At 59.2% G+C, this 21,124-nt stretch carries 26 protein-coding genes and 2 pseudogenes; 16 read left to right on the top strand and 12 right to left on the bottom strand.

The genetic code is table 11. From position 1 onward, the window contains the following. Positions 1-537 precede the first annotated feature (537 nt). The gene (locus AAHE99_RS03620; RefSeq protein ID WP_342114499.1) at positions 538-1,266 is read right to left on the bottom strand and encodes a hypothetical protein; all 729 of its coding nucleotides are present in this window, start codon (positions 1,264-1,266) and stop codon (positions 538-540) included. A 140-nt stretch (positions 1,267-1,406) separates the two neighbouring features. Between AAHE99_RS03620 and AAHE99_RS03615 the strand changes: the two genes are divergently transcribed. Beyond that, on the top strand, positions 1,407-1,667 hold the full coding sequence (locus AAHE99_RS03615; protein ID WP_342114497.1) for a hypothetical protein: 261 nt from the start codon (positions 1,407-1,409) through the stop codon (positions 1,665-1,667). A gap of 97 nt (positions 1,668-1,764) precedes the next feature. Here the strand turns inward: AAHE99_RS03615 and AAHE99_RS03610 are convergent, their stop codons facing one another. Then, complete coding sequence (locus tag AAHE99_RS03610; protein ID WP_342114495.1) at positions 1,765-2,322, bottom strand: hypothetical protein; 558 nt, start codon at positions 2,320-2,322, stop codon at positions 1,765-1,767. 213 nt (positions 2,323-2,535) lie between these two features. Between AAHE99_RS03610 and AAHE99_RS03605 the strand changes: the two genes are divergently transcribed. Both AAHE99_RS03605 and AAHE99_RS03600 read left to right on the top strand, forming a co-directional pair. After that, positions 2,536-2,808, top strand: coding sequence for a transcriptional regulator (locus AAHE99_RS03605; protein ID WP_342114494.1), 273 nt, complete (start codon positions 2,536-2,538; stop codon positions 2,806-2,808). Between the two features lie 30 nt (positions 2,809-2,838). Continuing rightward, the gene (locus AAHE99_RS03600; protein WP_342114492.1) at positions 2,839-4,317 is read left to right on the top strand and encodes an RNB domain-containing ribonuclease; all 1,479 of its coding nucleotides are present in this window, start codon (positions 2,839-2,841) and stop codon (positions 4,315-4,317) included. Between the two features lie 7 nt (positions 4,318-4,324). Here the strand turns inward: AAHE99_RS03600 and AAHE99_RS03595 are convergent, their stop codons facing one another. Next, entirely contained in the window at positions 4,325-4,804 is a 480-nt protein-coding gene (locus AAHE99_RS03595; protein ID WP_342114490.1) for a pyridoxamine 5'-phosphate oxidase family protein, read from the bottom strand. 364 nt (positions 4,805-5,168) lie between these two features. Between AAHE99_RS03595 and AAHE99_RS03590 the strand changes: the two genes are divergently transcribed. From AAHE99_RS03590 to AAHE99_RS03555, 8 genes and pseudogenes are all read left to right on the top strand, one after another. Further along, positions 5,169-5,462, top strand: coding sequence for a hypothetical protein (locus AAHE99_RS03590; protein ID WP_342114488.1), 294 nt, complete (start codon positions 5,169-5,171; stop codon positions 5,460-5,462). Next, positions 5,452-5,994, top strand: coding sequence for a hypothetical protein (locus tag AAHE99_RS03585; RefSeq protein ID WP_342114485.1), 543 nt, complete (start codon positions 5,452-5,454; stop codon positions 5,992-5,994). The genes AAHE99_RS03590 and AAHE99_RS03585 overlap by 11 nt, the downstream gene beginning before the upstream one ends. 2 nt (positions 5,995-5,996) lie before the next feature. Further along, positions 5,997-7,478, top strand: a complete 1,482-nt coding sequence (locus AAHE99_RS03580; RefSeq protein WP_342114483.1) for an ATPase domain-containing protein — start codon at positions 5,997-5,999, stop codon at positions 7,476-7,478. 135 nt (positions 7,479-7,613) lie between these two features. Further along, on the top strand, positions 7,614-9,056 hold the full coding sequence (locus AAHE99_RS03575) for a putative bifunctional diguanylate cyclase/phosphodiesterase (RefSeq protein ID WP_342114482.1): 1,443 nt from the start codon (positions 7,614-7,616) through the stop codon (positions 9,054-9,056). 76 nt (positions 9,057-9,132) lie between these two features. Further along, positions 9,133-9,981: a sensor histidine kinase gene (locus tag AAHE99_RS03570; RefSeq protein WP_342114480.1), complete on the top strand. Its 849-nt coding sequence runs from the start codon at positions 9,133-9,135 to the stop codon at positions 9,979-9,981. 293 nt (positions 9,982-10,274) lie between these two features. Beyond that, positions 10,275-10,547: a hypothetical protein gene (locus AAHE99_RS03565; RefSeq protein WP_342114478.1), complete on the top strand. Its 273-nt coding sequence runs from the start codon at positions 10,275-10,277 to the stop codon at positions 10,545-10,547. A gap of 690 nt (positions 10,548-11,237) precedes the next feature. Next, positions 11,238-11,516 carry a hypothetical protein gene (locus tag AAHE99_RS03560; protein ID WP_342114477.1) on the top strand — a complete coding sequence of 93 codons (279 nt, stop codon included), beginning with the start codon at positions 11,238-11,240 and terminating at the stop codon, positions 11,514-11,516. 29 nt (positions 11,517-11,545) lie between these two features. Further along, positions 11,546-11,918: pseudogene (locus tag AAHE99_RS03555) on the top strand (GGDEF domain-containing protein). Positions 11,919-11,940: 22 nt separating this feature from the next. Here the strand turns inward: AAHE99_RS03555 and AAHE99_RS03550 are convergent. Further along, complete coding sequence (locus AAHE99_RS03550) at positions 11,941-12,153, bottom strand: hypothetical protein (RefSeq protein ID WP_342114475.1); 213 nt, start codon at positions 12,151-12,153, stop codon at positions 11,941-11,943. Positions 12,154-12,239: 86 nt separating this feature from the next. Further along, positions 12,240-13,367 carry a sensor histidine kinase gene (locus AAHE99_RS03545; protein ID WP_342114474.1) on the bottom strand — a complete coding sequence of 376 codons (1,128 nt, stop codon included), beginning with the start codon at positions 13,365-13,367 and terminating at the stop codon, positions 12,240-12,242. 330 nt (positions 13,368-13,697) lie between these two features. Between AAHE99_RS03545 and AAHE99_RS03540 the strand changes: the two genes are divergently transcribed. Then, positions 13,698-14,981 (top strand): cation:proton antiporter, encoded by a 1,284-nt coding sequence (locus AAHE99_RS03540; protein WP_342114473.1) that lies wholly within the window; start codon positions 13,698-13,700, stop codon positions 14,979-14,981. Here AAHE99_RS03540 and AAHE99_RS03535 read toward each other — a convergent pair. After that, positions 14,978-15,214: a hypothetical protein gene (locus AAHE99_RS03535; protein ID WP_342114472.1), complete on the bottom strand. Its 237-nt coding sequence runs from the start codon at positions 15,212-15,214 to the stop codon at positions 14,978-14,980. The two genes, AAHE99_RS03540 and AAHE99_RS03535, sit on opposite strands and share 4 nt — an antisense overlap. A 169-nt stretch (positions 15,215-15,383) precedes the next feature. Next, positions 15,384-15,590 carry a hypothetical protein gene (locus AAHE99_RS03530; RefSeq protein ID WP_342114470.1) on the bottom strand — a complete coding sequence of 69 codons (207 nt, stop codon included), beginning with the start codon at positions 15,588-15,590 and terminating at the stop codon, positions 15,384-15,386. Between the two features lie 365 nt (positions 15,591-15,955). Here AAHE99_RS03530 and AAHE99_RS03525 point away from each other — a divergent pair, with 365 nt between their 5' ends. Next, on the top strand, positions 15,956-16,483 hold the full coding sequence (locus tag AAHE99_RS03525) for a DUF1003 domain-containing protein (protein WP_342114468.1): 528 nt from the start codon (positions 15,956-15,958) through the stop codon (positions 16,481-16,483). Positions 16,484-16,535: 52 nt separating this feature from the next. Here the strand turns inward: AAHE99_RS03525 and AAHE99_RS03520 are convergent, their stop codons facing one another. Then, positions 16,536-17,018 carry a hypothetical protein gene (locus tag AAHE99_RS03520; RefSeq protein WP_342114467.1) on the bottom strand — a complete coding sequence of 161 codons (483 nt, stop codon included), beginning with the start codon at positions 17,016-17,018 and terminating at the stop codon, positions 16,536-16,538. Between the two features lie 190 nt (positions 17,019-17,208). Further along, complete coding sequence (locus AAHE99_RS03515) at positions 17,209-17,418, bottom strand: cold-shock protein (RefSeq protein WP_342114465.1); 210 nt, start codon at positions 17,416-17,418, stop codon at positions 17,209-17,211. Positions 17,419-17,785: 367 nt separating this feature from the next. On the opposite strand from AAHE99_RS03515, the gene AAHE99_RS03510 reads away from it, so the two are divergent. Together AAHE99_RS03510 and AAHE99_RS03505 are read left to right on the top strand one after the other, a co-directional pair. Continuing rightward, the gene (locus tag AAHE99_RS03510) at positions 17,786-18,847 is read left to right on the top strand and encodes a GGDEF domain-containing protein (protein WP_342114463.1); all 1,062 of its coding nucleotides are present in this window, start codon (positions 17,786-17,788) and stop codon (positions 18,845-18,847) included. Between the two features lie 653 nt (positions 18,848-19,500). Beyond that, positions 19,501-19,719 carry a cold-shock protein gene (locus AAHE99_RS03505; RefSeq protein ID WP_342114461.1) on the top strand — a complete coding sequence of 73 codons (219 nt, stop codon included), beginning with the start codon at positions 19,501-19,503 and terminating at the stop codon, positions 19,717-19,719. A 60-nt stretch (positions 19,720-19,779) separates the two neighbouring features. Here the strand turns inward: AAHE99_RS03505 and AAHE99_RS03500 are convergent, their stop codons facing one another. After that, positions 19,780-19,995, bottom strand: a complete 216-nt coding sequence (locus tag AAHE99_RS03500; protein WP_342114458.1) for a hypothetical protein — start codon at positions 19,993-19,995, stop codon at positions 19,780-19,782. Positions 19,996-20,250: 255 nt separating this feature from the next. Next, positions 20,251-20,667: an IS200/IS605 family transposase gene (gene tnpA / locus AAHE99_RS03495; RefSeq protein ID WP_342114456.1), complete on the bottom strand. Its 417-nt coding sequence runs from the start codon at positions 20,665-20,667 to the stop codon at positions 20,251-20,253. A 21-nt stretch (positions 20,668-20,688) separates the two neighbouring features. Here tnpA and AAHE99_RS03490 point away from each other — a divergent pair. After that, positions 20,689-20,769: pseudogene (locus AAHE99_RS03490) on the top strand (hypothetical protein); the annotation flags it as partial. Between the two features lie 165 nt (positions 20,770-20,934). On the opposite strand, the gene AAHE99_RS03485 reads toward AAHE99_RS03490, so the two are convergent. Then, a partial coding sequence (locus AAHE99_RS03485) for a hypothetical protein (RefSeq protein ID WP_342115022.1) occupies positions 20,935-21,124 on the bottom strand: 190 nt, incomplete at its 5' end.

Here is a 21,124-nt window from a genome sequence, read left to right as displayed (position 1 = left end):
GCCTGGTGCGCGGAGGGGCTTCAACGTTCAGAGATGCACCGGGACTTTCGTTTTTTCGCTCAGCGCTCGAACTGGAAAACGAAAGTTTTCCGCAAATCGAGTATGAAAAAAGTATGAAAAACCGGGGTGAATTTGGGGAGACAACGAAAGACACGAAAGACGGCCTCGCACTATGAAAACGGGTCTCTCGACGTCCACCAAAGTTTCGTTTTTCTCCATTCACACTGCAGGGGTCGCAAGTTCGAAACTTGCACTTCCCACCAAATTTATTTAGTAAAATCAAAGGCCTACATCAATGCGATGCGGGCCTTTTTTGTTGCTGAAGCGAATTGTACGGAAAGAGTACGGAGTTTCGAGAATCGGTGCCGTCTTTCTGATTCGGTAGTACGGCGCTTCCTTCGTAGATTATTCGGTATTGCGCTCAAATCGCCATCAGCAATTGGATTCTCGTCGAAGGGGTCTGAAAGGGGCGAGGGCGGTTAGTTTGCCAACCAGGTTGCCTCAATGTTCAACGGTCGCTCTACGAGCGCGCTGAACTCAGATAGCGCTGACGACGGCCTGCTCGTCGTTCAGCAGAAAACGGTAGGGGGCGGGCACCAGCAGGGCAGCCTGGCGGTAGTACCAGCGCGTTGGGCCAGTGTCGGCCCCCGTGATGGCACTCGCCGGCCACAGCCGCTCACCGCCTGGCGCTTCGCGCAGCGCAACCAGGTAGGCGGGATGCCGCTCGGCGGCGGCTTCGGCCAGGCGGCCACGCAGCTCCATGGAGAAGCTGTGCACCTCTGCCGGCAGCAGCAGCGGCGCCTGGGCGGTGGCGGCATGGCCCGTGGTGGCGCGCCGGCCCAGGCCATCCGCGGTGGCGGTGGCGCTATAGGTGGCTGCGCCCTCGGTGCGATGGAAGGCGGTGACAAAAAGCCGTTGCGACGGCGCGCTGCCGATACCGGCTACGCTGTCGCTGAAGCACAGGCGGAACTGCAAGTCGTGCAGCGGCCGTGCGCCAGTGTTGCGCAACTCGATGCTCATGCGCAGGATGTGGACGCCGTCCTCCACGCGGGCCGCGTAGTGCGAGCGGATCTGCAGTCCGAGTACCTGTTGCAACCCGGGCGCCACCAGCAGGCGCGAAGGCGGCCCGTAATAGTTGCTGAGGCCGGCGACCAGCCAGTGGCCGCCCGGGACAGGCGCGCGCCAGCGATAGGCGGGGGCGATGGCGTCCTGCCGCAGCGGTGCGCCCGCCGCCACCAGTGGCAAGTTGGCCAGTGGCGCCGGCACGCCTCCCGCAACGCAAGTGCGGGGGCGCTGCCAGTGTCGAAGCGCGGCCAATAGGGGCCCTGGCGGTCAAGCGCCGGGGGGACGGGGGCCAGGATGTCGAGCGCTGCGGGAAGGAGGGCCGGGTTGGCGATCGCCGTGGCATGGTGCAGCACCAGCGTCAGCGCGCGGTTTTGCAGCATGTCGCGCTCGACCACCTGCAGCCGCAAGGCGCATCCGGCGCTGCAGGCGCTCAGCAGGATCGCAGCAAGCGGCGCGCGTCGCCCGAAGGCCATGTTGTTGGGACGTGGCATGATGGCTTCTCCTCTTGCGATGAGGATGAGCCGGATGCGTGCCTGTGCCCGGCGCCGCAGAAGCCGCAGGTGCTCTTACGGCCAGGGCGGATCGCCCGGCAGCAGCTGTAAGCTGGGCCGACGTCGGAAGGCGCAGCGGCCTTCCGCCTGGAAGTTCAGGCGGCGAAGGGAATGTTCCTGTTGAACACTGGCGTGGCGGCCGGCAGGACTATGGCCGCTGGCTGCCATGCGGCGCCGCCAGCGGCTTGGCTTGCCGGTGCAGTTTGAAGGTAAGCGCCACAGGGGCATTCTGCGGGAAGATATCGTAATGCCCCAGGCGCCCCCCGAGGAGAAACTTCAAATCCGACCCATCCAGCATGCCGCGCTGCTGGAGTTGGTTCATATGTTGCTGTTCCAGTGCGGTGCGCACATTGGGTTGGCTCAGCTCCTGCCCCGGATGCAAACGGGCGAAATCGCAGGCATCGTTCAGGCAATCATAGCGGTAAGGGCCGTAAAAGTAGCGGCCCGCGGCATACGCAACGCCCAACTGCCGCATGGTCAGCCGATCTGCGGCGGCCGGGGCGTGGACCTGGATTGGTAGGGCGATTGGCGCTGCCGGCAATGCCAGGGTTGGATGGAGCAACATCAACTGCGCGTAGTGATAAGCGTCGATGAATTTGTCATAGGCGTAGCCGCGGTACATGTACTGGCGCCCATTGAAGCTGATGGAGCTCGGCCCTGAACCAAATACGCCCGCCGCGCGCCGATAGTATCGGTATGTTGTCATCGCTATTCTCCACTGTTGCTGTGTCACGGTCTGTGCAGCGCCGTGCCGGCACGCGTGATTCAGGCTAGTTGGCGGGGGCGGAAGCGTCTACCATGCAAGAGGGGGATAATTACGGATTGTGTGCCTTTTTTGACTTGAGTCAAGGCCATCCTTGTCGGGAACACGGCTAAATGGAGTCGGCGCTGCGGCGGCGCCTGCAAGCGGAGGTATGAGATGAAACTGATCGAGCCCGATGAAATGGCGCAGTTCTGGCGGACGCTGGCCGAAAGGCAACTGCGGCGCGATGATTTCCAGCTGTCCGAGTCCGAAACGACCGACCCCCAAAGCGATGAGTTGCTCCCCATCCAGGGGCGCCTGCTGGTACGCTGTCTGCCTACCGGCCAGGTGCGGGAGTATGAAATTGGCGATGGCTCGATCTGGCCGGAGCAGTTCCGCCGGGACGTACAGCGTGGATTGTTTGCGGCGCCGGCGGCGCCGAAGCGATGAAATCGGGTGGCTGCCCTGCGGGGTGACACGATGAGCCAAGCGATCAGGAATCACCGCGCCAATCTCGCCACCATCGCGGCGCTGGCCATGTTCAGCAGGGGATTGGAACCGGAGTTCCCGCTTGCCGTCCATCAACAGCTTAACCGGCTGACCGGGCCGGCGCGCGACGATGGCGCGCAGGTACGGCAGCTTACCGGCCTGCTGTGGTGTTCGATCGACAATGACGACTCGCGCGATCTTGATCAGCTCACGGTGTGCGAGGTGGATGCCACGGGACGCCTGCGCTTGCTGGTGGCCATTGCCGACGTCGATGCGCTGGTCAAGAAGGATTCGCCGGTCGACGCCCATGCCCATCACAATACGACGTCGGTCTACACGTCGGCCCGCAGCTTCCCCATGTTGCCCGAGCTCCTATGTACTGACCTGACCTCGCTGGCGCCGCATGCCGACCGGCTGGCAGTGGTGGTGCAGATGGACTTCTCGGCGGCCGGCGTGCTGGCCGACGCCACGATCTATCGCGCGCTGGTACGCAATCAAGCCCAGCTCGCATACGACGCCGTCTCGGCGTGGCTGCAGGGCGAGGCCCCGATGCCGCCGGCCGTGCAGGCGGTGGCCGGGTTGGATGCCCAGTTGCGCTTGCAGGATCAGCTGGCGCAGTTGCTCAGGTCGCTGCGCCTGGCGTCGGGCGCGCTGCAGTTCGAAACGTTCCAGCCGCGGGCCGTGTTTGAAGGCAACCGTATCGCGGATATCCGCCTGCAAGAGCATAACCGGGCGCGCCAGTTGATCGAGGAGTTCATGATCGCCACCAATGGCTGTACCGCCCGTTTCCTGATGGCGCATGGCGCCACCTCGCTGCGGCGTGTGGTGCGCTCGCCGGAACGCTGGCAGCGCATTGTGGAACTGGCGCATGGCTATGGCGCCAAACTGCCGGCCCAGCCCGATGCCGCAAAGCTAGAGCACTTCCTGGCGCGGCAACACCGCCTGGCGCCGGCCAGCTTTCCCGACCTGTCGCTGGAGATCATCAAGCTGATGGGCTCAGGGGAGTATGTGGTGGAGCGCCAGGGCGAGCCCGCCATTGGCCATTTCGGCCTGGCGGTCCAGGACTATATGCACTCGACCGCGCCCAACCGGCGCTACCCCGACCTGGTGACGCAGCGTTTGCTCAAGGCCGTTCTGGCGGGCAGCCCGCCGCCCTACACGCTGAGCGAGCTGGGCGAGCTGGCCTTGCATTGCACGGGACAGGAAGACGCCGCGCGGAAAGTGGAGCGGCAAATGCGCAAGTCGGAGGCCGCCTTGCTGCTGCACGATTCGGTGGGGAAGGTATTCCGCGCCATCGTCTCGGGCGTGAATACGCAAGGGATCTGGGTCAGGATCTTTGCGCCGCCAGCCGAAGGGCGCCTGGTGGGCGAATTGCCCGATGCTCGGCTCGGACAGCTGCTGCAGGTGCGGCTGCTGTCGACCTCGGTGGAGCGCGGGTTTATCGACTTCGCGCGCGACCGCGCGCATTGAGCACTGGCTAGGCCGGCCCGCGCACCGCGTACAGCTCGGTATGCCCGAAGCCCTTGCTGTAATCGAGCAAGGAGACCACGCTCGGAACAATACGCAGCAATAGCATGCCTTGCCATGGCAGCGTGCCCTCGGCCGTCATGAACTCTGCCGCCTGCGGGAATTTGTGCAGCAGGGCCTGCGACGCGTGCGCGATCTGTTGGTCGCCCCGCACAAACTCGGCGGTTCCGGCGAGCGATAGACCGAGAATGTGGTGCCAGTCGGGATAGTCGAGATCGATGGTGGCCGATACCTTGTTGTTGTGCTGGATGTTGTGGGCTTTCTGGCTGCCCAGGCCGATGCCGGCGTAGATGACCAGACCGTCGTTGGCGTAACTGATCGTGGTTGCCTGGGGATAGCCATCCGGACGGACGGTGGCCAGCGTCATGTCGCGGCCACGGTTCAGGATGTCAAGAACGCGTTCGCGCGCTTTCGCGGTGAGAGTTTCCATGTTTCGCGTGCTCCTTGCCAGGCCAGGTGCTACATCAGAATCGGGCACGCCCCGGCCCACATCGGTGGAGCGGGGCCATTGCTGGAAGCGTCAATTCTATGGTACGCCAGATAGCGCGGCTGGACACGGCCACGGTAACCTTGCGTGCGCGGCGCAACAACGGCATTGCTGCGGTCAGGTCCATGCGTGAAGGCGCGCTGCGGGGTATGGAGTGCCAAGCCCAGCCTCGGCGGCAGCAAGCCCTCCTGGCCTCCGGCGTTCGCTCCTACCGTGATTGAGCCGGCGCGCCTACACGTCGTCGCCAGCTTTCCTGTAGCCTGAGCGGAACGGCGGCAAATCTATTCGTGCCTCATAGGAGCAATCCATGGAACTCTATCGTAGCCACGAGATTTGCTGCGTGGTGGATCAGGCGAAACGGGGTAAAACCAGTGCGCGACGGCATTGCTTCTTGACGATTCAGCACATCGACGAACGGCTGCCCCGGTATTACCGTGTGGACGTGATTGCCTGGACAGCGCAGGCGGCCCGGACGCTTGGCCTGCAGTACGCGAAGGAACACCTCGACGCAGCTCTCGCGCAGCGCCCGCCTGGTGGTCAGCCGGAGCCCGGGGGGAACCCGTATGGTATGCCTATCAATGGCGCAGAGAATGATATATGATTTGAAATTGCAGCCGTTCTCGAATGACGTCACGCCACTTGCACAGGATCGATGCGGCGCTGTCCTGCCTGAATGCATGCAACGTCCGATTGGATCAAATTCGCAGTGTATTCAGATTGATATGGAAAACCCTGGGGCTCGGCGCCAACAGATCAAGGAATTGCTATTGTCATTGCCGGCCGGTGAGCCGGGCAGTGCGCTCATCGCTTTGTTGCGCCCCCTGCGTCTGCAGGTGGCGTCACTGGTGAGCGAAGATGGCTTCAATTTCCTGCTTGAGCGAACGCTCTTCCTGACCGCGCAAGCATATCCATGGATAAACGCGGAACCAGCCTCCAGCGCAGAGACGGAACTGGACAACCTTCGGTTGACGCTGGCAACCCGTACCCACGAGGACGCACTGGCGGCGAGCGCGGCCCTGCTGTCGAGTTTCGTTGACCTCGTGGCTTCTTTAATTGGCGATTCCCTGACCGACGGCATTTTGCGTGCGGCGTGGGGAGACGATGCCCTGGGTGCCCTGGGCGAGGATAATTAGACATGAGCAATAAGGTAATCATCAAACGCCTGGCAACGGGTATTCCCGGGCTGGACGAATTGCTCGGAGGTGGTATCCCGGAGTTTTCATTCAACCTCATCGCAGGGGCGCCTGGATGCGGCAAGACGACGCTGGCGCATCAGATGATGTTCTCATTGGCGGGGCCCGACTGCCGCGCCATCTTCTTCACGGTGTTGGGGGAGCCTTCGCTGAAGATGCTGCGCTACCAGCAGCAGTTTTCCTTTTTTGACTTGAAAAAGGCCGGGAGCTTCGTCAAGTTCGTCAATCTCGCAGACGAGATTATGAGTGGCGACTATGACCTGGTGCTGGCGCGCATTGCGGAGGAAACCAAGGCATTCATGCCGAGCCTGATCTTCGTGGATTCCTTCCGTTCCATCGTCCAGGCCAGTGACTACAACGACAAAGGGCCGGCTGATTTGCAGCACTTCGTCCAGCGCTTGTCGATGCAGATGACCAGTTGGCATGCGACGACCTTCCTGATTGGCGAGTATGTCGAGAACGAGTCCCAGACCGGCCCTGTCTACACAATTGCCGACGGGATTTTCTGGTTGTCGCAAAGCGCGCAGCGCAACTCCGTTGTGCGCAAGATTCAGATCGTCAAGATGCGGGGCCAGGCCAATAGTCCAGGATCCCACACGTTCCGGATCAGCAAGGACGGCTTGCACATCTTCCCGCGCGCCGTGGTCTCGCGCGGCATGACGTCAAGAAGCGATCGCCCTGCATCTGCCGCACAGCGGCGTTTGTCAACTGGTGTCGCTGAATTGGACCAGATGCTGGGCGGCGGCATTCCCGCCGGCTACTCGGCTCTGCTGGTGGGGCCATCTGGCTCTGGAAAATCCGTGCTGGCGACCGAGTTCCTGGCCGAAGGCGTGCGCAACGGTGAGACTGGCGTTATCGCAGCCTTTGAGAAGAGCCCCAGTCAGCTGCTTAGCCCTAAACTCGATGACCTTGTCCGGGCCGGGAAAATCGGCGTGATCGATACGCACTCGCTCGATCTCTCGATTGACGAAACACTGTACGAGATGGTGACCATGATCCGCGCGTTGGATGCCAAGCGCGTGGTGATCGATTCGCTGTCGGGCTTCGAGCTCGCGCTGGCGCCTGCATTCCAGGATGATTTCCGGGAATCGCTGTACCGACTGGTAACGGTCCTGACCAGCATGGGCGTGACGGTGCTGATGACCACGGAACTGGAGGACCGCTATACGGATCTGCGTTTCAGCCCCTACGGCAACGCGTTCCTGGCGGACGCGATCATCATGCAGCGCTATATTGAAATGGCGGGCGAGTTCCGGCGCGTGATCTCGGTTGTGAAAGTGCGTGGCAGCGGACATAGCAAGGCCATCCGGCTGTTCGACATTTCCGACGACAAGATTGTGATTGGTCCCGGATTTGATGACTACGAAGGCATCCTGTCGGGCCGTCCGATCAAGGTGCGACGAGGTGAGACTTCCGAATCATAGGGGGGAGGTATGACAAGCTGGGAGGAACGGCGCAAGACCAGGCGCGACCGGCGTTCAGATCCCGCCAGGCCGTCTGCAGTCGCGGAACCTCCATCGCTGCCGGGACGCCGTCCACGGCGGACCAAAGTTTCTCCCATGCCCGACCTGATCGCAGTTGAGAACGCGCGCCTGCAAGGCGAACTGCGCGATCACATTGCCCGGCTTCAGGAAGCCAATCGGCAATTACTCATCTCCGGCATCAATGCGCAACAACTAGCGCAACAATTGCGTGCCGCCCAGGCGGAGATGACCCATCTCGCGCATCATGATCACCTTACCACACTGCCTAATCGCCGACAGTTCAAGAAACAGCTGGCCGACCACATTGCGCACGCGGCGGCGCAAGGAGCCAAGCTGGCCTTGCTCTTCATTGATCTTGACCGGTTCAAGGTAGTCAATGACTCGCTCGGGCATGGCATTGGTGACCTCTTGCTGCAAGCTGTAGCGCAACGCCTGGCTGCCAGCGTGCGTGGTTCGGACGCCGTATGCCGGGAGGGCGGCGACGAGTTTGTGGCCATGTTGGCGGATGTGGCGCATGCGGAAGATGTTTCTGCCCGTGTCGCCCATATCCATCATCTGCTGACCGCACCGTATAACATCGCACATCACGTACTCCATATTGGCGCCAGTATCGGCATTAGCATCTATCCGGATGACGTCGCCGATATTGACGCACTGATGCGCAATGCGGACATTGCGATGTACAGCGTCAAAGAGCACGGACGCAACAGTTTCGCATTCTTCGAGCCTCCCATGGATGTGCGTGCCGTGGCACGGCATCACATGGAGGTGGATCTGCGCAAGGCACTGGAGCAGAACGAGTTTGAGTTGTACTACCAGGCCCAGGTCAACCTGGCCAGCAGCCGCACCGCCGGTGCGGAAGCCTTGATCCGCTGGCACCATCCAACCAAAGGGCTGCTGTTGCCGAAGGCATTCATCGGTTTTGCCGAGGAGTGCGGGATTATCAAGTTGATCGACCGCTGGGTCTTGCGCGAAGCGTGCCGGCAAGCCAAGGCGTGGCAAGATACTGGCTATGCGCTGCAGACCATCAGTGTCAATATCTCGGCGCAGGAATTCGAATGCTCCGACTTCCTGCAGGCCGTATTCGCGACGTTGGCCCAGACCGGTCTGCCTCCCCAGTCGCTCGAACTGGAACTAACCGAAGGGACCCTCATGCGCGATAGCGCGGCGACGATCCAGAAACTCGAGGCCTTGCGTGCTGCCGGGATCCGCATAGCCATCGACGATTTCGGCACCGGCTACTCCAGTTTGGGCTATTTGCGGCGATTTCCGATCGACACATTGAAGATTGACCAGACGTTTGTTGCGGGCATCCATCCGGGATCCGAGGAAGTGCTGGTCGATTCGGTGATCAGTATTGGCAACAGGTTGCACCATCATGTTGTGGCCGAGGGCATTGAAACAGCGGAACAACTGGACTTCTTAAGGGCGCATGCGTGCGACACTGGCCAGGGATTCCACCTGTTCCCGCCGTTGCCGGCCACGGAGTTTGCGCTGACCATGGCGGGTAAGGGGTAGGGAAAAGCCTTGACTTCGACCGGGATAGGAATATCGTGGCAGGATGCTAGTGCGTTAGCGCCAATCGGAGGCTGGGATGGAACTGCTGGATAATGAAGCCGGGATGGGGCCGCCTAGCGACAACGCAATTATATTGAGACTGCGCGAGGCTAACCTGCATCTTTTGTGTGCTGCGTTGAGCGCGCGGGATTCGCAAGCCGAGGCAGAGATCGCGCTAACGAATCAGGATCGATTCTTTGCCGTACTTGCCCATGAATTGCGCGCCCCACTGGCGCCGATCAAGCTGGTCGCCACATCGTTGGATACCTTAACGGCCACCGACGAACGCTTGCCTCGTTTGCGCCAGACGCTTACCCGGCAGCTTGACTACCTGGTACACATGGTCAACGGGCTGGACGATGTTACGCGCATCCGAAATGGCAAGTTCGCGCTTGATCTGCAACAAGTCAGGACGGCCGACGTGATGGCGGCAGCCCTTGAAATGGTACGGCCGCTGACCGAGGCGCGCCAGCAAAAGCTCACCACCCAATTTTGCCGGGATCCCCTCCTGGTACTGGGCGATTTCGATCGACTGGTCCAGGTGTTCTTTAATCTATTGTCCAACGCGGTCAAATTCACTCCCGCGAAGGGATCAATTTCAGTGCTTGTCGCGCGCAGTGGCGCCAGCGCCAGCATCACGGTCCAGGATAACGGGCCCGGGATCGCCCCCGCGTTTCTACCCTTCGTCTTCGACATGTATGCGCAGAATGGGGCCCCGCAGAACCATTCGCGGGCAGGCTCGGGCATTGGTCTTTCCCTGGTCCGTTCGCTGGTGGAAATGCATGGCGGCACCGTGACGATGGGTCGCGCAACACCAGGCGGGGGATGTGCCGCCACTGTGTTGCTGCCGCTGACTTCGGCCCGACCGGAAAGCGTGACGCAATGAACATCGAGCGTCGGACGAATGTCCCTCTTGCTGCGGTCGTAAGCAAGAGCTTTGAGTTGAATTTCCGCCAGGGCTTTCGGGTCAGCGGGGAGTTTTTACGATTGTCTGGTGTTCCAGCTAAGGTAGTCGTACGTGTAATCAATTACGGGCCGCGTCGCACTTTGGATGGGGAACCATAGCGACCTGTCGCGCGCCCAACTATGCATTTCTGCCTGCCAGCGGAATAATTCCTTTCTGGGTGACCGTTTAATCAGGAATCAACGCGTTGGAGGATGCGATGACGATCTTTGTCGATGCATGGCAAGCCGGGTGGTCGTAATGGTGGGACAGCGTACACCGTGATATGCAAGATCGGCCAGCGCGGTACGGAGTACAGCGATCCTGGCCAGGCCGCGCAGGCGTTCTTTGGCGCATCGGAGCGGGACCGCCCATTCGTGTTGCGTCATCGAGGTAATGCCTCGTTTGTGATCGCTTCGGCGAATGCGGGCGCCAAACAAATTGCAGCGAAATGGGCTGGCGACGATCAGTTCCGAACCGCCTACGAATCGTTGCTTCGCCGAAATTGAGCGCCGTTCCGGCAGGCTTGCGTGCGACACCATCCTTCCATGCGTCCTACTATGGGTAATGACCAGAAGAACCGACTTGCAGACGGCCGACAGATTATCGCTTGCGCTTCTGACGCGGGATAAGTTCGGCCAGGAGGCCGCATTTCAAGCTGCGATGGATGCAGGCGTGGAAGTTTCGCTTGCTGCATCGGTGCTCATGCGAGCCGCCGCCCGCGTTGAGTTCAGCGGCACTGGGAAATGTTCGGACCGACGGCGCAGTGATCGTCCGCTTACCTAATTAGTAGTTCAGCGCTTACACTTTCCCGCGATCACCGCAAAGGACCCAGTTCCGGGCGCGACCTATAACTCAGCTGTCGGACAGATGAATTGCCGGAGTCCCGCGACTCCGATGCATATGGCGATTGGGCATGTGGCCTGGAAAATTGATGCTTGCGATGTTGGTCCTGCGGTCCGGACAGGACTCGCGTAATCGTCTCGCTGCTTAGATTCTGGTTACGCAGATAGGCCGAGGAAAAAGACAAGCCATGCGTGCAGGCCAGATCAATCGCATGATCAATGGCCGCTGCCTTCACGCATTGCTGCCGGCGCTCTGGAAAGCATGACATGGCACTGTACCAGGTGGATTCGACAGAATAGACGATAGCATAACCAGCGTCCTGACATGATTGATCGATCGAATCGGACAGGGTGGTGGCGCCGTTTTCGGATGACGCGAACGGCGAATACATCGCACTGAGCTGGCAGGTCCCGCCGCAGCAGGCTGTGCAGCAGCAAGCACTCCAGTTCCTGCCACGCGTTGCAGAACTGGCCGGTGGCCGCCTCAACAACCTCCTGGGCCAGTTACACCGGGACGAGGTAGTGCAGGAGCAATACCATGCCTTTGCTGCGACCCAAATGCGCCACATGGAGGAACTGCGCGTGAGCATGAAAAGGTCGAAGCGCCTCGCAAATCGGAGCAATGCCTGCTGATCGCCCGCCGCCAGGAGTTGGCGTGCGCGGTGATTTTCGCTGATGTGGACGGGTTGAAGCTGATTAATGACCAGCAGGGCCTTGCGGCCGGCGATGGGCTGATTCGCGATGCGGCGCACATCTTCCACAGCGTTCCGTCACGCGGACGTGGTGGGGCGGGTCGGCGGCGACGAATTTGCGGCATTCACGTTTGACAATGCGACACCGCCGACCATCGTCGACCGCATTCGCGCCAAGATCGCCCAATATAATGCCGATAAAAATCGTGGGCTCGCGTTGTCGATGAGCATTGGCGTGATCAATTGCGATCTCCATAGCGAGGAAACGCTCTCGGAATACCTGGCTCGGGCGGATGAAGAAATGTATCGCCACAAGCGGCAACGTGGACGGGCGCCACACTAGCGCGTGGGACCGGCTTGGCACTCTACTCGGTTTGCATTTTGGCGCGCGTCGGCGTGCGGCGGGAGTCGATGGGGGCGCACAGAACCCTCTCGACGACGCGCAAGGGAATGCAGCGGGACAGCAAATAGCGCTGAGCGCCGGCAACTCCTACGATCGAGCTTAGGACGATGCCATATTGCACAACGGCGGCGGTCCAAACGTCTTCACGCCGTGTGGTCCCGGTATTTTCGTTCATCGCGCACTCCTTCGGCATGAATCAAGTATTGCACAATGACCGGGTATTACTATGCCACTATGCGTGCCGACAAGTTCGCGCTGTCCTTAGTTCGGCATGGAATGACGCGGAAGGCTGACCGTAAACACACAGCCAATGTCCGGAATGTCACGGACGCTGAGGGATCCTCCATTTTCCGTAACGAACTGCTTTGCGATAGCCAGGCCAAGCCCGAGGCCAGAGCGGTCTGCGCTGCCTTGTTCAAACGGCTGAAACATGCGCTTCGCCAAATCGTGGCCGATGCCGCCACAATGATCAGCGACGTCGATCAGGATACGGTCAGGACTGGCGTGACAGGATAATGTCACTTCGGTGTGCGGGTGCGTATATTTGAACGCGTTCTGCAGCAGATTGATGATGGCGGCGAGCAACATCGGACGCTGCCCGCGAATGGCCAATTGGCGGTCAACCGGAAGGATCCGCAGCCTGCGTTCCTTCGCAATCGCTGCCAGTGACGCAGTCGCTCCCACTTCCGCAATGAAGTCGGCCAGGGAAAACACATCGTGTTCGTGATGGAGTTGCTTGTCGCGGACGATATCTATGGTGCTGTTGATCAGACCTTCCATTCCGCCGAGACTGCGGTTCAGAATACCGCCAGTTGCGCCGGAGAGCGGGAGGTTGCCCATTTTGCAGGCTGCAAACGCTAGCTCGGCGGTGCCGAGGAGATTGCGCAGTTCATGTACAAAGAAGCCCATGCGCTGGTTTTCCGCGGCGTCATGACGGTCCGCAGCGAGCGCCTCGTGTTGTTGGCTAAAAGCGGTGACGGCGTGTGCGATGGCGACGTCAAGGCAGCTATTCAATGTGCGGAACTCATCCACTTCGAACGGGGCGTCGCGTTCGACCGCCAGGTCGGTAATGGCCTGGCACAGATCGCCGTAGTTATGGACCACTTCGTCGACGCGGAATCCGAGGCTAAGCATATCTTGGCCATTTAGCGTGGCCGCCGCCCCTATGGCTGCGTGGGAGGAACCGCTTGACACGAAGGCGCAAAGATCCTCTCCGTTGCCAGTGCATTCGGCTTGTACCATGCGTAACGCATTCACCAACTGGTCCAGGAATAACGGGATACCATGCAGTAGCTGTTCCGGTGTAGCGGAATGTTCGCGCAGAGCCACTTTGTCGCGGCAGCGCGCAATTAGCTCGCTGCGATTATATTGAAGGAAATCATGCAGCAAAGTTGCCTCCGTGTTCCGGGATGGGGTGTTGGCGTGTCACGCGTCGGATGTCGCTGACCGGTATCCCAACGAAGGAACGCATCCATCAGTGCAACGCCGACAGGCTCTGCGCTTGGATCGAGGTACACGCGACCAAGACTGCCATCTGCGCGGCAGTAGCAAGCTGCCCACTGAAACATGCATCCCATGCCAGCCTCCGTCGGAGCAGAAGGCGCGTGGCGGCGTCCTGCTTTCATTATATGCGCTACCATAAAGAGGAGCGCGCGCGATGGGCTGAGTGCGATATAAATGCACGGGCGGCTTGCGGGAAACGCGCATAACGGGGAATCAATGTCGAATCCAGGCTGGGCGCTGTTGGCAGGACTGATCCTGATCGCCATGATGCTGACCGGGACGCTGCTGTCTCGCCTACCGCTCAGTGGCGCGATGGTCTACTTGGTGGGGGGCATGGTGCTGGGGCCGTTGGGAATTTCCATTATCGACCTGCATCCGATCAAGGATGCCGCCACGCTTGAGCTGATGACGGAAATTGCGTTGTTGATTTCGCTTTTCTCCGTTGGCCTGAAGCTGGAGGTGCCTATCCTGGACCGGCGCTGGATCGCTCCGTATCGTCTCGCATTCATATCGATGACCATTACCGTCGCCCTCATCGCTGCCATTGGCGTTTATGGTTTGGCCATGCCGCTCGGGGTGGCTGTTTTGCTGGGCGGGATACTGGCCCCTACCGACCCCGTGCTCGCGACGGCTATCCAGGCGGAACCTGGCGCCATCCATGACACCGCTCGGTTCAGCTTGGCCGGGGAGGGGGCTTTGAATGATGGCACCGCGTTTCCTCTGGTGCTGTTGGGATTGGGGCTGATGCAGTTGCACGACCTTGGCGAGTCCGGCAGGCAGTGGTGGGCGCTGGACTTGTTATGGTCGATGGTCGGCGGTATCGCAGCCGGCGTGTTGGTTGGCGCGCTGCTTGGCAAGCTGGTGGTTTACTTGCGGACGCGCCACCAAAGTGCCACAGGTCTGGACGAGTTCCTGGCGCTCGGTGTGATCGCTATTTCGTTCGGTGCCGCCCAGCTGTGCCACGCGTCCGGCTTCCTGGCGGTGTTCTTTGCCGGGATGGCACTGCGCAGCGCGCGTAACTTTCCGCTGCTGGGGACGAAGCCGATGGCGCCAGGCATGAACGAGCCAGCAACCCACTCGCATCACGCCAGCGGGGTGATGACGCGTGCGGTGCTTGGCTTCAATGAACAGCTGGAGCGAATTGCTGAACTCGGCATTGTGCTGGTGGTTGGCGCCATGTTGCCGTACATTGCCAACCCCGCCAGTCTATGGTGGTTTGTTCCCGCCTTGTTCCTGGTGGTGCGGCCGCTGTCGGTCCTGTTGGGGATGGCTGGTGCTGCGGTTCCCCTGCAGCAGAGCATGCTGGTCGGATGGTTGGGCATCCGTGGTATAGGTTCGGTGTATTACCTGGAGTTCGCGCTCAACCATGGCGTCTCGGGCGCGTCTGCGCAGCAACTGGTGACATTGACCCTAGGTGTGGTGGCGGCGTCCATACTTGTCCATGGCGTCACAGGGCGGCCACTTATGCGCTGCTACGATCGGCGCCTGGGCGGCGGTTAGCTCACCGGTCCGCCTGGCTGCAGGCGTTGGCAGATGACGAGCTTGTTGGCCGATACCCGACGGCGCTGCCAATCACCAAAGAGTACGCGTTGAATGATCGCATCCGGAATGTGTTGGTTGCGCAGGTACACGACTGCATAATGCCAGCCATGCGTGCGCACCAGGTCGACGGCATGATCAAGGTGACGGTTTTGTTCCCCGTCCAGCCTTCGATCGGAATAGATAGTCCTCATGATTTCCTCGCTTCGCACGTGATCGAATTCGGTTAGGTACGCTAGCACTTTGCAAATGCTCGGGACATAGCGAATTCGTATCGCGCGCTCCGCAGCATAGGAATTGCCTCGCCTTGACCGGCTTGCGCTGCTGGTATGACGTGAATTGGATGCAGCAAACCAGTAGAAGCTATTGCTTGAAGCATTCAATGGTCTTATAGGCCGCCAACATTTTTTCATGTGCGACTGCAACCCGATCAAACAGATCACTTGCGACGAGGTTGTAGACGTCTATCTTGGCGCATTGAGCCAGTTCATGTACCACCGCATGTTCTTCAGCAAGCGCTGCTTCGAACTCGGTATATGCACGCAAGCCTTCGGAACGATAAATCGGCATGTTCCCTCCATCAGAAATCCTGTATCACTATAAGCGGCGCGGGCCCCTAACGTAAGAGAGAAGCCGATCAACGACGTGCTGCGGAACGCATCGGGACAGCAGGTAGCGGTGAGCCTCGGCGAGACCAATAACTCCCCTCAGGGAACCGCCGTATTGCACGAGCTCGGTCATCCACACGTTTTGGCGACGCGTTCGCTCAGGAGCGTGAATCATTGACCTTTTCCTTCCTATTTGGAGTATTGCACATTGAAAGGCCATTACTATCTTTATCGGTGAACTGACGTTCTGCGACAGCGGACTGGCATTGCCGTTCACAGCTTGAGTTATAGTGAACGAATCAATTCCGGGCAATGTGTGGAGCTTGTATGAACTCATCTCAGAGAGAAAATTTGTCGTCGGCCAGCGAGTTGCATATCGATCATTTGCGGTTTCATCGCCCGCACGAGCACTTATCCAAGACGTTTGGGAGTGATCTGTTCGGACTGAAGGCGGAAGCCTTTGCGCGCTTCTTCGGTACACCGGTTTTTCTCGGGGTGCAAACCATCATTGTCGCCATCTGGATTACAGCCAACGTGTTGGGTCTGACGAATTTTGACGTCTACCCCTTTATTCTCTTGAACCTGGCGTTTAGCTTGCAGGCTGCCTACGCGGCACCGCTGATCTTGCTGGCACAAACGCGACAGGCGGCACGGGACAAGGCCCACTCTGAAGCCGATGCCAAGCACCGCGAAGCGATCGCCATTGCTTCGGCCAAGCAATCAGCGCGCATGTTGGAGCTGCTCCGTCAGAACACTGAGCTGACAGAACTCACCAAGATGATGGCGGAGCGAATCGAAATGTTGACGGCCGAAATCCACCGCCATCTTGTGCAGGATACGAAGCCAAGAAACTGAGATCTGCAAGCGGCGTCTCAGCACCACAACTTCCGCTGGCGGGACGGTGGCTTCAGGCCGTGTGCAACAATCGTAAGCGGTGGGCCGGCGGTGGAGGAACCAACAGTGAGGCGATGCGCCTTCGGCGCTTCGCATCGAAAAGGACCCGCATGATAGCTGGTGTTTTGACGGCATGGATGCGCAGCAGCGCTTCGGCGTAGAAGCGATTGTGCATCCCCATCATCTCGATCGCCTGGTCGATCGTGTCGGAGAGTTTGGTGTTTATCCTGGGGACTTGGAACTTGATGACCGTCGCCAATCCTGCGCGCTTTGCCGCATGTTCTGTAACATGCACTTGCTCAATTGAGCGCCGGCCATTCGAAGTCGAGGCGCGCCGTGGGCCAAGCAGGGAGAGTACCCTCATCGCTACACATTGTGGAACGGCATGCATTTGCATATGTTGCCATGCGAACACGCAGCCGAAGGATGCGTCCATTTCAATTGCTGCATAGACCACCAAGGCCATGCCTTCGTTGGGTCGGGTGACGTCTTTCATATTGCCTCCGCTTCAGTGGTTGCGCTGCGGTGGACTGGATTGGATATCGTCAGGGCAGCCACTGACCATAGCAGGTTCACTATTCCGATCATGCCAGGCCAAACTCCCGGCGGAAGGGGAGGCGAACCGGTACCGAACAGCCCCGGCAGTGCGCAGGTTCGGCAAAGGGTTCCCGTCGCTTGCCGGGCACTCAAGTGGGACAGACGTTCGTCGCCTTCTCGCCCTTAGGGCCTGTGCCGCGTTCGTAGGAGACCTTTTGGTTTTCCGTCAGGGATTTGAAACCCGGGGCATGGATGTCCTGGAAGTGGACGAACAGGTCCGGGCCGCCTGAGTCAGGCGTGATGAAGCCAAAGCCTTTGGCGTCGTTGAACCATTTTACGGTACCGGTTTGCGTAGACATGATGAAAGCTCCTGAAAGATATGGATGGTCGGGACTGGCCCGGCGAAGCGCGCCAACAAGCAGGTTCAACAATCGTGGGAATCGGGCAGGAGTTGCCACCAACGGCAAGACAGGACGGAGACCGGCAATAATTTGCGGTGCTGTGAAGCGGTACAATCAATATACATGGCTTTGTCGGTGGAACCTAGTGCTATCTACCGAACTTGGTGGATCATCGAAAATGCCTATTGAGACGAAATTTTGCGCACGAAATAGCAATCGCCGTTAGAAGCGCCAGCGTAATTGCCGGTGCGGAGGCAGTTCCGTCCTGCAGGTCCAAGGTGCGACGATGCTGCGGGCAATCTTGCCAGGTCAAACGGGAGGGGCAGTGCAGACCGTGTTACGGCATAAGCCAACAAAGAGCGAGCTCACATTGCTGTTCGGGATGGCGAAAGCGCTAATGTGCGCCGTCGATATCGAGTCAGCCTTGCGCGCAATCGCGGAGTACCTGGCCGCTTTGCGGCTTGATGCAATCTTACTCATCAGTAACGCCGATAGCGGCGACAGCTGCTATTACCTGGACACGCCGCTGGACAGTGCATGCCTGGAGCTGAACCATCGGATGTGCCGCAGTGTACGCCAGTTGGTCATTGGCGGCGGACAGGGCGAGGCTGCAGAGGCCTTAGCATTGGAAGATGGCATGCAAGTCGTGAGTCCCTTGTCGAGCGGAGCCGGTGGTGGCTATATTGCCTTGAGCTGGAAGGCGCCCCCTGCGGCGGCAATGCAAGAGCATGCACTTAAGCTGCTGCCACTGGTCGCGGATTTGGCCGGGGTTCGTCTTAACAGCCTTCTGGTCCAGTTGCATAGGGAGGAAGCGGTGCATGAACAGTATCAGGTCTTTGCGGCGACCCAGTCGCGCCACATCGAAGAACTCCGCGTGAGTGAGCACGAAAAGGTGGCGGCACGCGAACTGGCGGCACAGGACGAACTGACCGGGTTGCAGAACCGGCGTGGCTTCCTGTCCAAATCCGAGCAGTGTTTGCTGATCGCGCGCCGAAAAGGGATGGCGTGCGCTGTGATCTTCGCTGATGTTGATGGGTTGAAGCGTATCAACGATCAGTTCGGCCATGCGGCGGGCGACCGGTTGATCCGCGATGCAGCGACCATGTTCAAGAGTGTATTCCGGGAGGCCGATGTGGTCGGGCGAGTTGGGGGCGACGAGTTCGCTGCGTTTACCTTCGATAACGCCACGCCGCCCGCTATCGTGAAACGGTTGGAAGAGCGTATGTCACTGTTCAACGTGGGTAAGGAGGCAGGCTGCGCGTTGTCGTTGAGTATTGGGGTCATAAGTTGCGACCTTTTTGGCGACGTGCCTCTGTCCGAGTACCTTGTCCGCGCCGATGAAGAGATGTATCGGCATAAACGCCTTAGCAGGGACACGCCGAACTGATTGTGGCGCTACTGCACTGTTCTGCATAAATGGCAAACCCGCTCGGTGAAGCGCAGCCTTCGCCATAGTGCTTGCACAAGCCCTGCCTTCAATACCGGCCCTTGAGTGCCCTGTATTTGGATCGGATTGAGTACGGGAACAGCGGGCGCCGAGTGCGGCAGTCGGCACCACTTCCGGCGGTCTGAAACGAAGTGGCCTCATCGCCATCTCCGCGCGGTATACTTGCGGCCGGGTACGACGGCGAAACGAAAGTTTTTGGCGCGACAGAGAATGAAAAAAGTATGAAAAACCTGGGTGAATCTGAATTGTAGACACCGTAAGACGCGAAAGTTGGGCGCGCACTAGGAAAACAGTCCCATTCACACTGCTGGGGGCGCAAGTTCGAAACTTGCACTTCCCACCAGAATTCAAAAGGCCTGCGTTTATCGCAGGCCTTTTCGTTTGGTATAAACGTTGTTTGGCGGAAGTATCCTGCAAATTGCACTCAGTGCTAGGTAAACTTGCTACTTTCCTATAGACTGCGACTCCCAAATCGGTTCTTTGTCACCGTCCTGTTTCCTTCCTGTTCGGCCCTTGCGCCATTCCCGTCCGATCCTCGACCGCTGGCTCTACTTGAGAACTGGATTCGTTCGTCCACAAAAAAGGAGACTCACATGAGTATGCATACAGGAACTGTCCATTGGTTTAGCCGGTTGAAGGGTATCGGGCAGATCAGGCCTGACGCCGGGGGCTATGATGTCAGTGCAGATATTGGAGACTTTGTCGGTCAGCAGCAAGCCGGAAGCCTCGAAGAGAAGCTGGTTTCATATGACCTGGATGAGTCCGCGTACGGGATGCGGGCGATCAATATCCACGTGGTGCAGCGGCTGTAGGCGTTTCTGCGGACCGCGTTCCCACCGTTTCGCACATTTGCTCAAGCGCTGCGCGAACAGCTAGTTGATGTAGCTTGTGCTGAGATAATGTAATAGGTTGCGCAGCGCTGCCCGATAATCCTGGAGCGCCAGCGGTTTCATGTCCGGCGCGCACTGCTTTAACTGCAATCCGGCCTCGTCCAGCGCAATGCGCCGTTGACGCAGTTCCGGATCGCTTTCTTCGGCGCGCGTAACGACATTGTCCAGCGAAGTCGATGTTGTTGAAGCTCTGGTCATCTGAATCCCTGGTGGTGTTGCTTTCGCTAATAGGCAGCAACCAGCATGGCCAACAAGCGAGGGAATCAAACGGGAGTCGCCGGACTGCGCGAGACGGGAGAGAGACCGGCAGCTATTTGCGGTGCTTCATACACAGCTGTTTCAATATACATGGCTTTGAACTGAGTACCTAACGATATCTTGATCGAGGGCGCGGCAAACCCCGCCGTTTAGGGCGGGGTCAAGAGCGCGGACGGCGTAGCCGTCCTTTACTGCCTAATGTGGCGCTTGCTGCTGTTCAATGTACTGCCGGATCACGGCAATCGGAGCGCCGCCGCAACTGCCTGCGAAATAGGAGGGCGACCACAATGCTCCACCCCACAGTTTCTGCCTGATGCTTGGGTAGTTCTTCTTCCGGATTACTCTGCTGGATGCGCCTTTCAAGCTATTCACCAGACGCGAAATGGCCACCTTGGGCGGATAATTCACCAGCAGGTGAACGTGGTCATCTTCCCCATTAAATTCAATCAGCTCCGCCTCGAAGTCGATGCAGACGCGCGCGAATACCTTGCGCAAGTCTTCCAGAAGTTCGCTGTTGAAGACATTGCGGCGGTATTTGGTGACAAAGACCAAATGGACATGCATCATAAAGACGCAATGTCTTCCATGGCGGAGCTCGCTTGAACTGGTCATAGACCAAACTATACTGAAGGTATGGTACGCCTTCAAGCCTTCCGATTCGAGCTGGTTCCAGATGGCCGGCAACAGCGCGCAATGTGTCGCTTTTCTGGTGCTTGCCGTCACGTTTTCAATCGCGCTTTGACATTGCTCAAGGAGAATCATGCCGCTGGAAAGCCTTATATCCGCTATGAGGCGATGGCGAAAAACTTGACCCTATGGCGTCATAGCCAGGAGACCCCCTGGCTGCGGGAGGCGCCATGCCACGCGTTGCAGCATGCGTTAAGGCATCTGGACCAGGCATTCAAGAATTTCTTCGCGGGACGTGCCGCATATCCCCGATATAAGCGCAAAGGATGCAGCGATGCATTCCGTTTCCCGGATGCGAAGCAGATCAAGCTCGATCAGGGCAATTGCAGAATCTTCTTGCCAAAACTTGGTTGGATGCGTTACCGGAAAAGCCGTACTGTGT

Origin of the sequence: Pseudoduganella sp. OTU4001, from assembly GCF_038440195.1 — a bacterium.
GTDB lineage: Bacteria > Pseudomonadota > Gammaproteobacteria > Burkholderiales > Burkholderiaceae_D > Rugamonas.
Note: the sequence above shows the minus strand (reverse complement) of the source record. Positions and strands in the feature narration are given on the sequence as shown.

Coding starts and splice junctions, on each gene's coding strand:
- AAHE99_RS03580 (WP_342114483.1), top strand. CDS start 5,997: ATGAGCAATAAGGTAATCATCAAACGCCTGGCAACGGGTATTCCCGGG.
- AAHE99_RS03535 (WP_342114472.1), bottom strand. CDS start 15,214: ATGAGGACTATCTATTCCGATCGAAGGCTGGACGGGGAACAAAACCGT.
- AAHE99_RS03605 (WP_342114494.1), top strand. CDS start 2,536: ATGAAACTGATCGAGCCCGATGAAATGGCGCAGTTCTGGCGGACGCTG.
- AAHE99_RS03570 (WP_342114480.1), top strand. CDS start 9,133: ATGGAACTGCTGGATAATGAAGCCGGGATGGGGCCGCCTAGCGACAAC.
- AAHE99_RS03595 (WP_342114490.1), bottom strand. CDS start 4,804: ATGGAAACTCTCACCGCGAAAGCGCGCGAACGCGTTCTTGACATCCTG.
- AAHE99_RS03525 (WP_342114468.1), top strand. CDS start 15,956: ATGAACTCATCTCAGAGAGAAAATTTGTCGTCGGCCAGCGAGTTGCAT.
- AAHE99_RS03565 (WP_342114478.1), top strand. CDS start 10,275: ATGCATGGCAAGCCGGGTGGTCGTAATGGTGGGACAGCGTACACCGTG.
- AAHE99_RS03575 (WP_342114482.1), top strand. CDS start 7,614: ATGCCCGACCTGATCGCAGTTGAGAACGCGCGCCTGCAAGGCGAACTG.
- AAHE99_RS03615 (WP_342114497.1), top strand. CDS start 1,407: ATGGTGCAGCACCAGCGTCAGCGCGCGGTTTTGCAGCATGTCGCGCTC.
- AAHE99_RS03520 (WP_342114467.1), bottom strand. CDS start 17,018: ATGAAAGACGTCACCCGACCCAACGAAGGCATGGCCTTGGTGGTCTAT.
- AAHE99_RS03550 (WP_342114475.1), bottom strand. CDS start 12,153: ATGAACGAAAATACCGGGACCACACGGCGTGAAGACGTTTGGACCGCC.
- AAHE99_RS03590 (WP_342114488.1), top strand. CDS start 5,169: ATGGAACTCTATCGTAGCCACGAGATTTGCTGCGTGGTGGATCAGGCG.
- AAHE99_RS03600 (WP_342114492.1), top strand. CDS start 2,839: ATGAGCCAAGCGATCAGGAATCACCGCGCCAATCTCGCCACCATCGCG.
- AAHE99_RS03540 (WP_342114473.1), top strand. CDS start 13,698: ATGTCGAATCCAGGCTGGGCGCTGTTGGCAGGACTGATCCTGATCGCC.
- AAHE99_RS03505 (WP_342114461.1), top strand. CDS start 19,501: ATGAGTATGCATACAGGAACTGTCCATTGGTTTAGCCGGTTGAAGGGT.
- tnpA (WP_342114456.1), bottom strand. CDS start 20,667: ATGACCAGTTCAAGCGAGCTCCGCCATGGAAGACATTGCGTCTTTATG.
- AAHE99_RS03585 (WP_342114485.1), top strand. CDS start 5,452: ATGATATATGATTTGAAATTGCAGCCGTTCTCGAATGACGTCACGCCA.
- AAHE99_RS03610 (WP_342114495.1), bottom strand. CDS start 2,322: ATGACAACATACCGATACTATCGGCGCGCGGCGGGCGTATTTGGTTCA.
- AAHE99_RS03515 (WP_342114465.1), bottom strand. CDS start 17,418: ATGTCTACGCAAACCGGTACCGTAAAATGGTTCAACGACGCCAAAGGC.
- AAHE99_RS03500 (WP_342114458.1), bottom strand. CDS start 19,995: ATGACCAGAGCTTCAACAACATCGACTTCGCTGGACAATGTCGTTACG.
- AAHE99_RS03530 (WP_342114470.1), bottom strand. CDS start 15,590: ATGCCGATTTATCGTTCCGAAGGCTTGCGTGCATATACCGAGTTCGAA.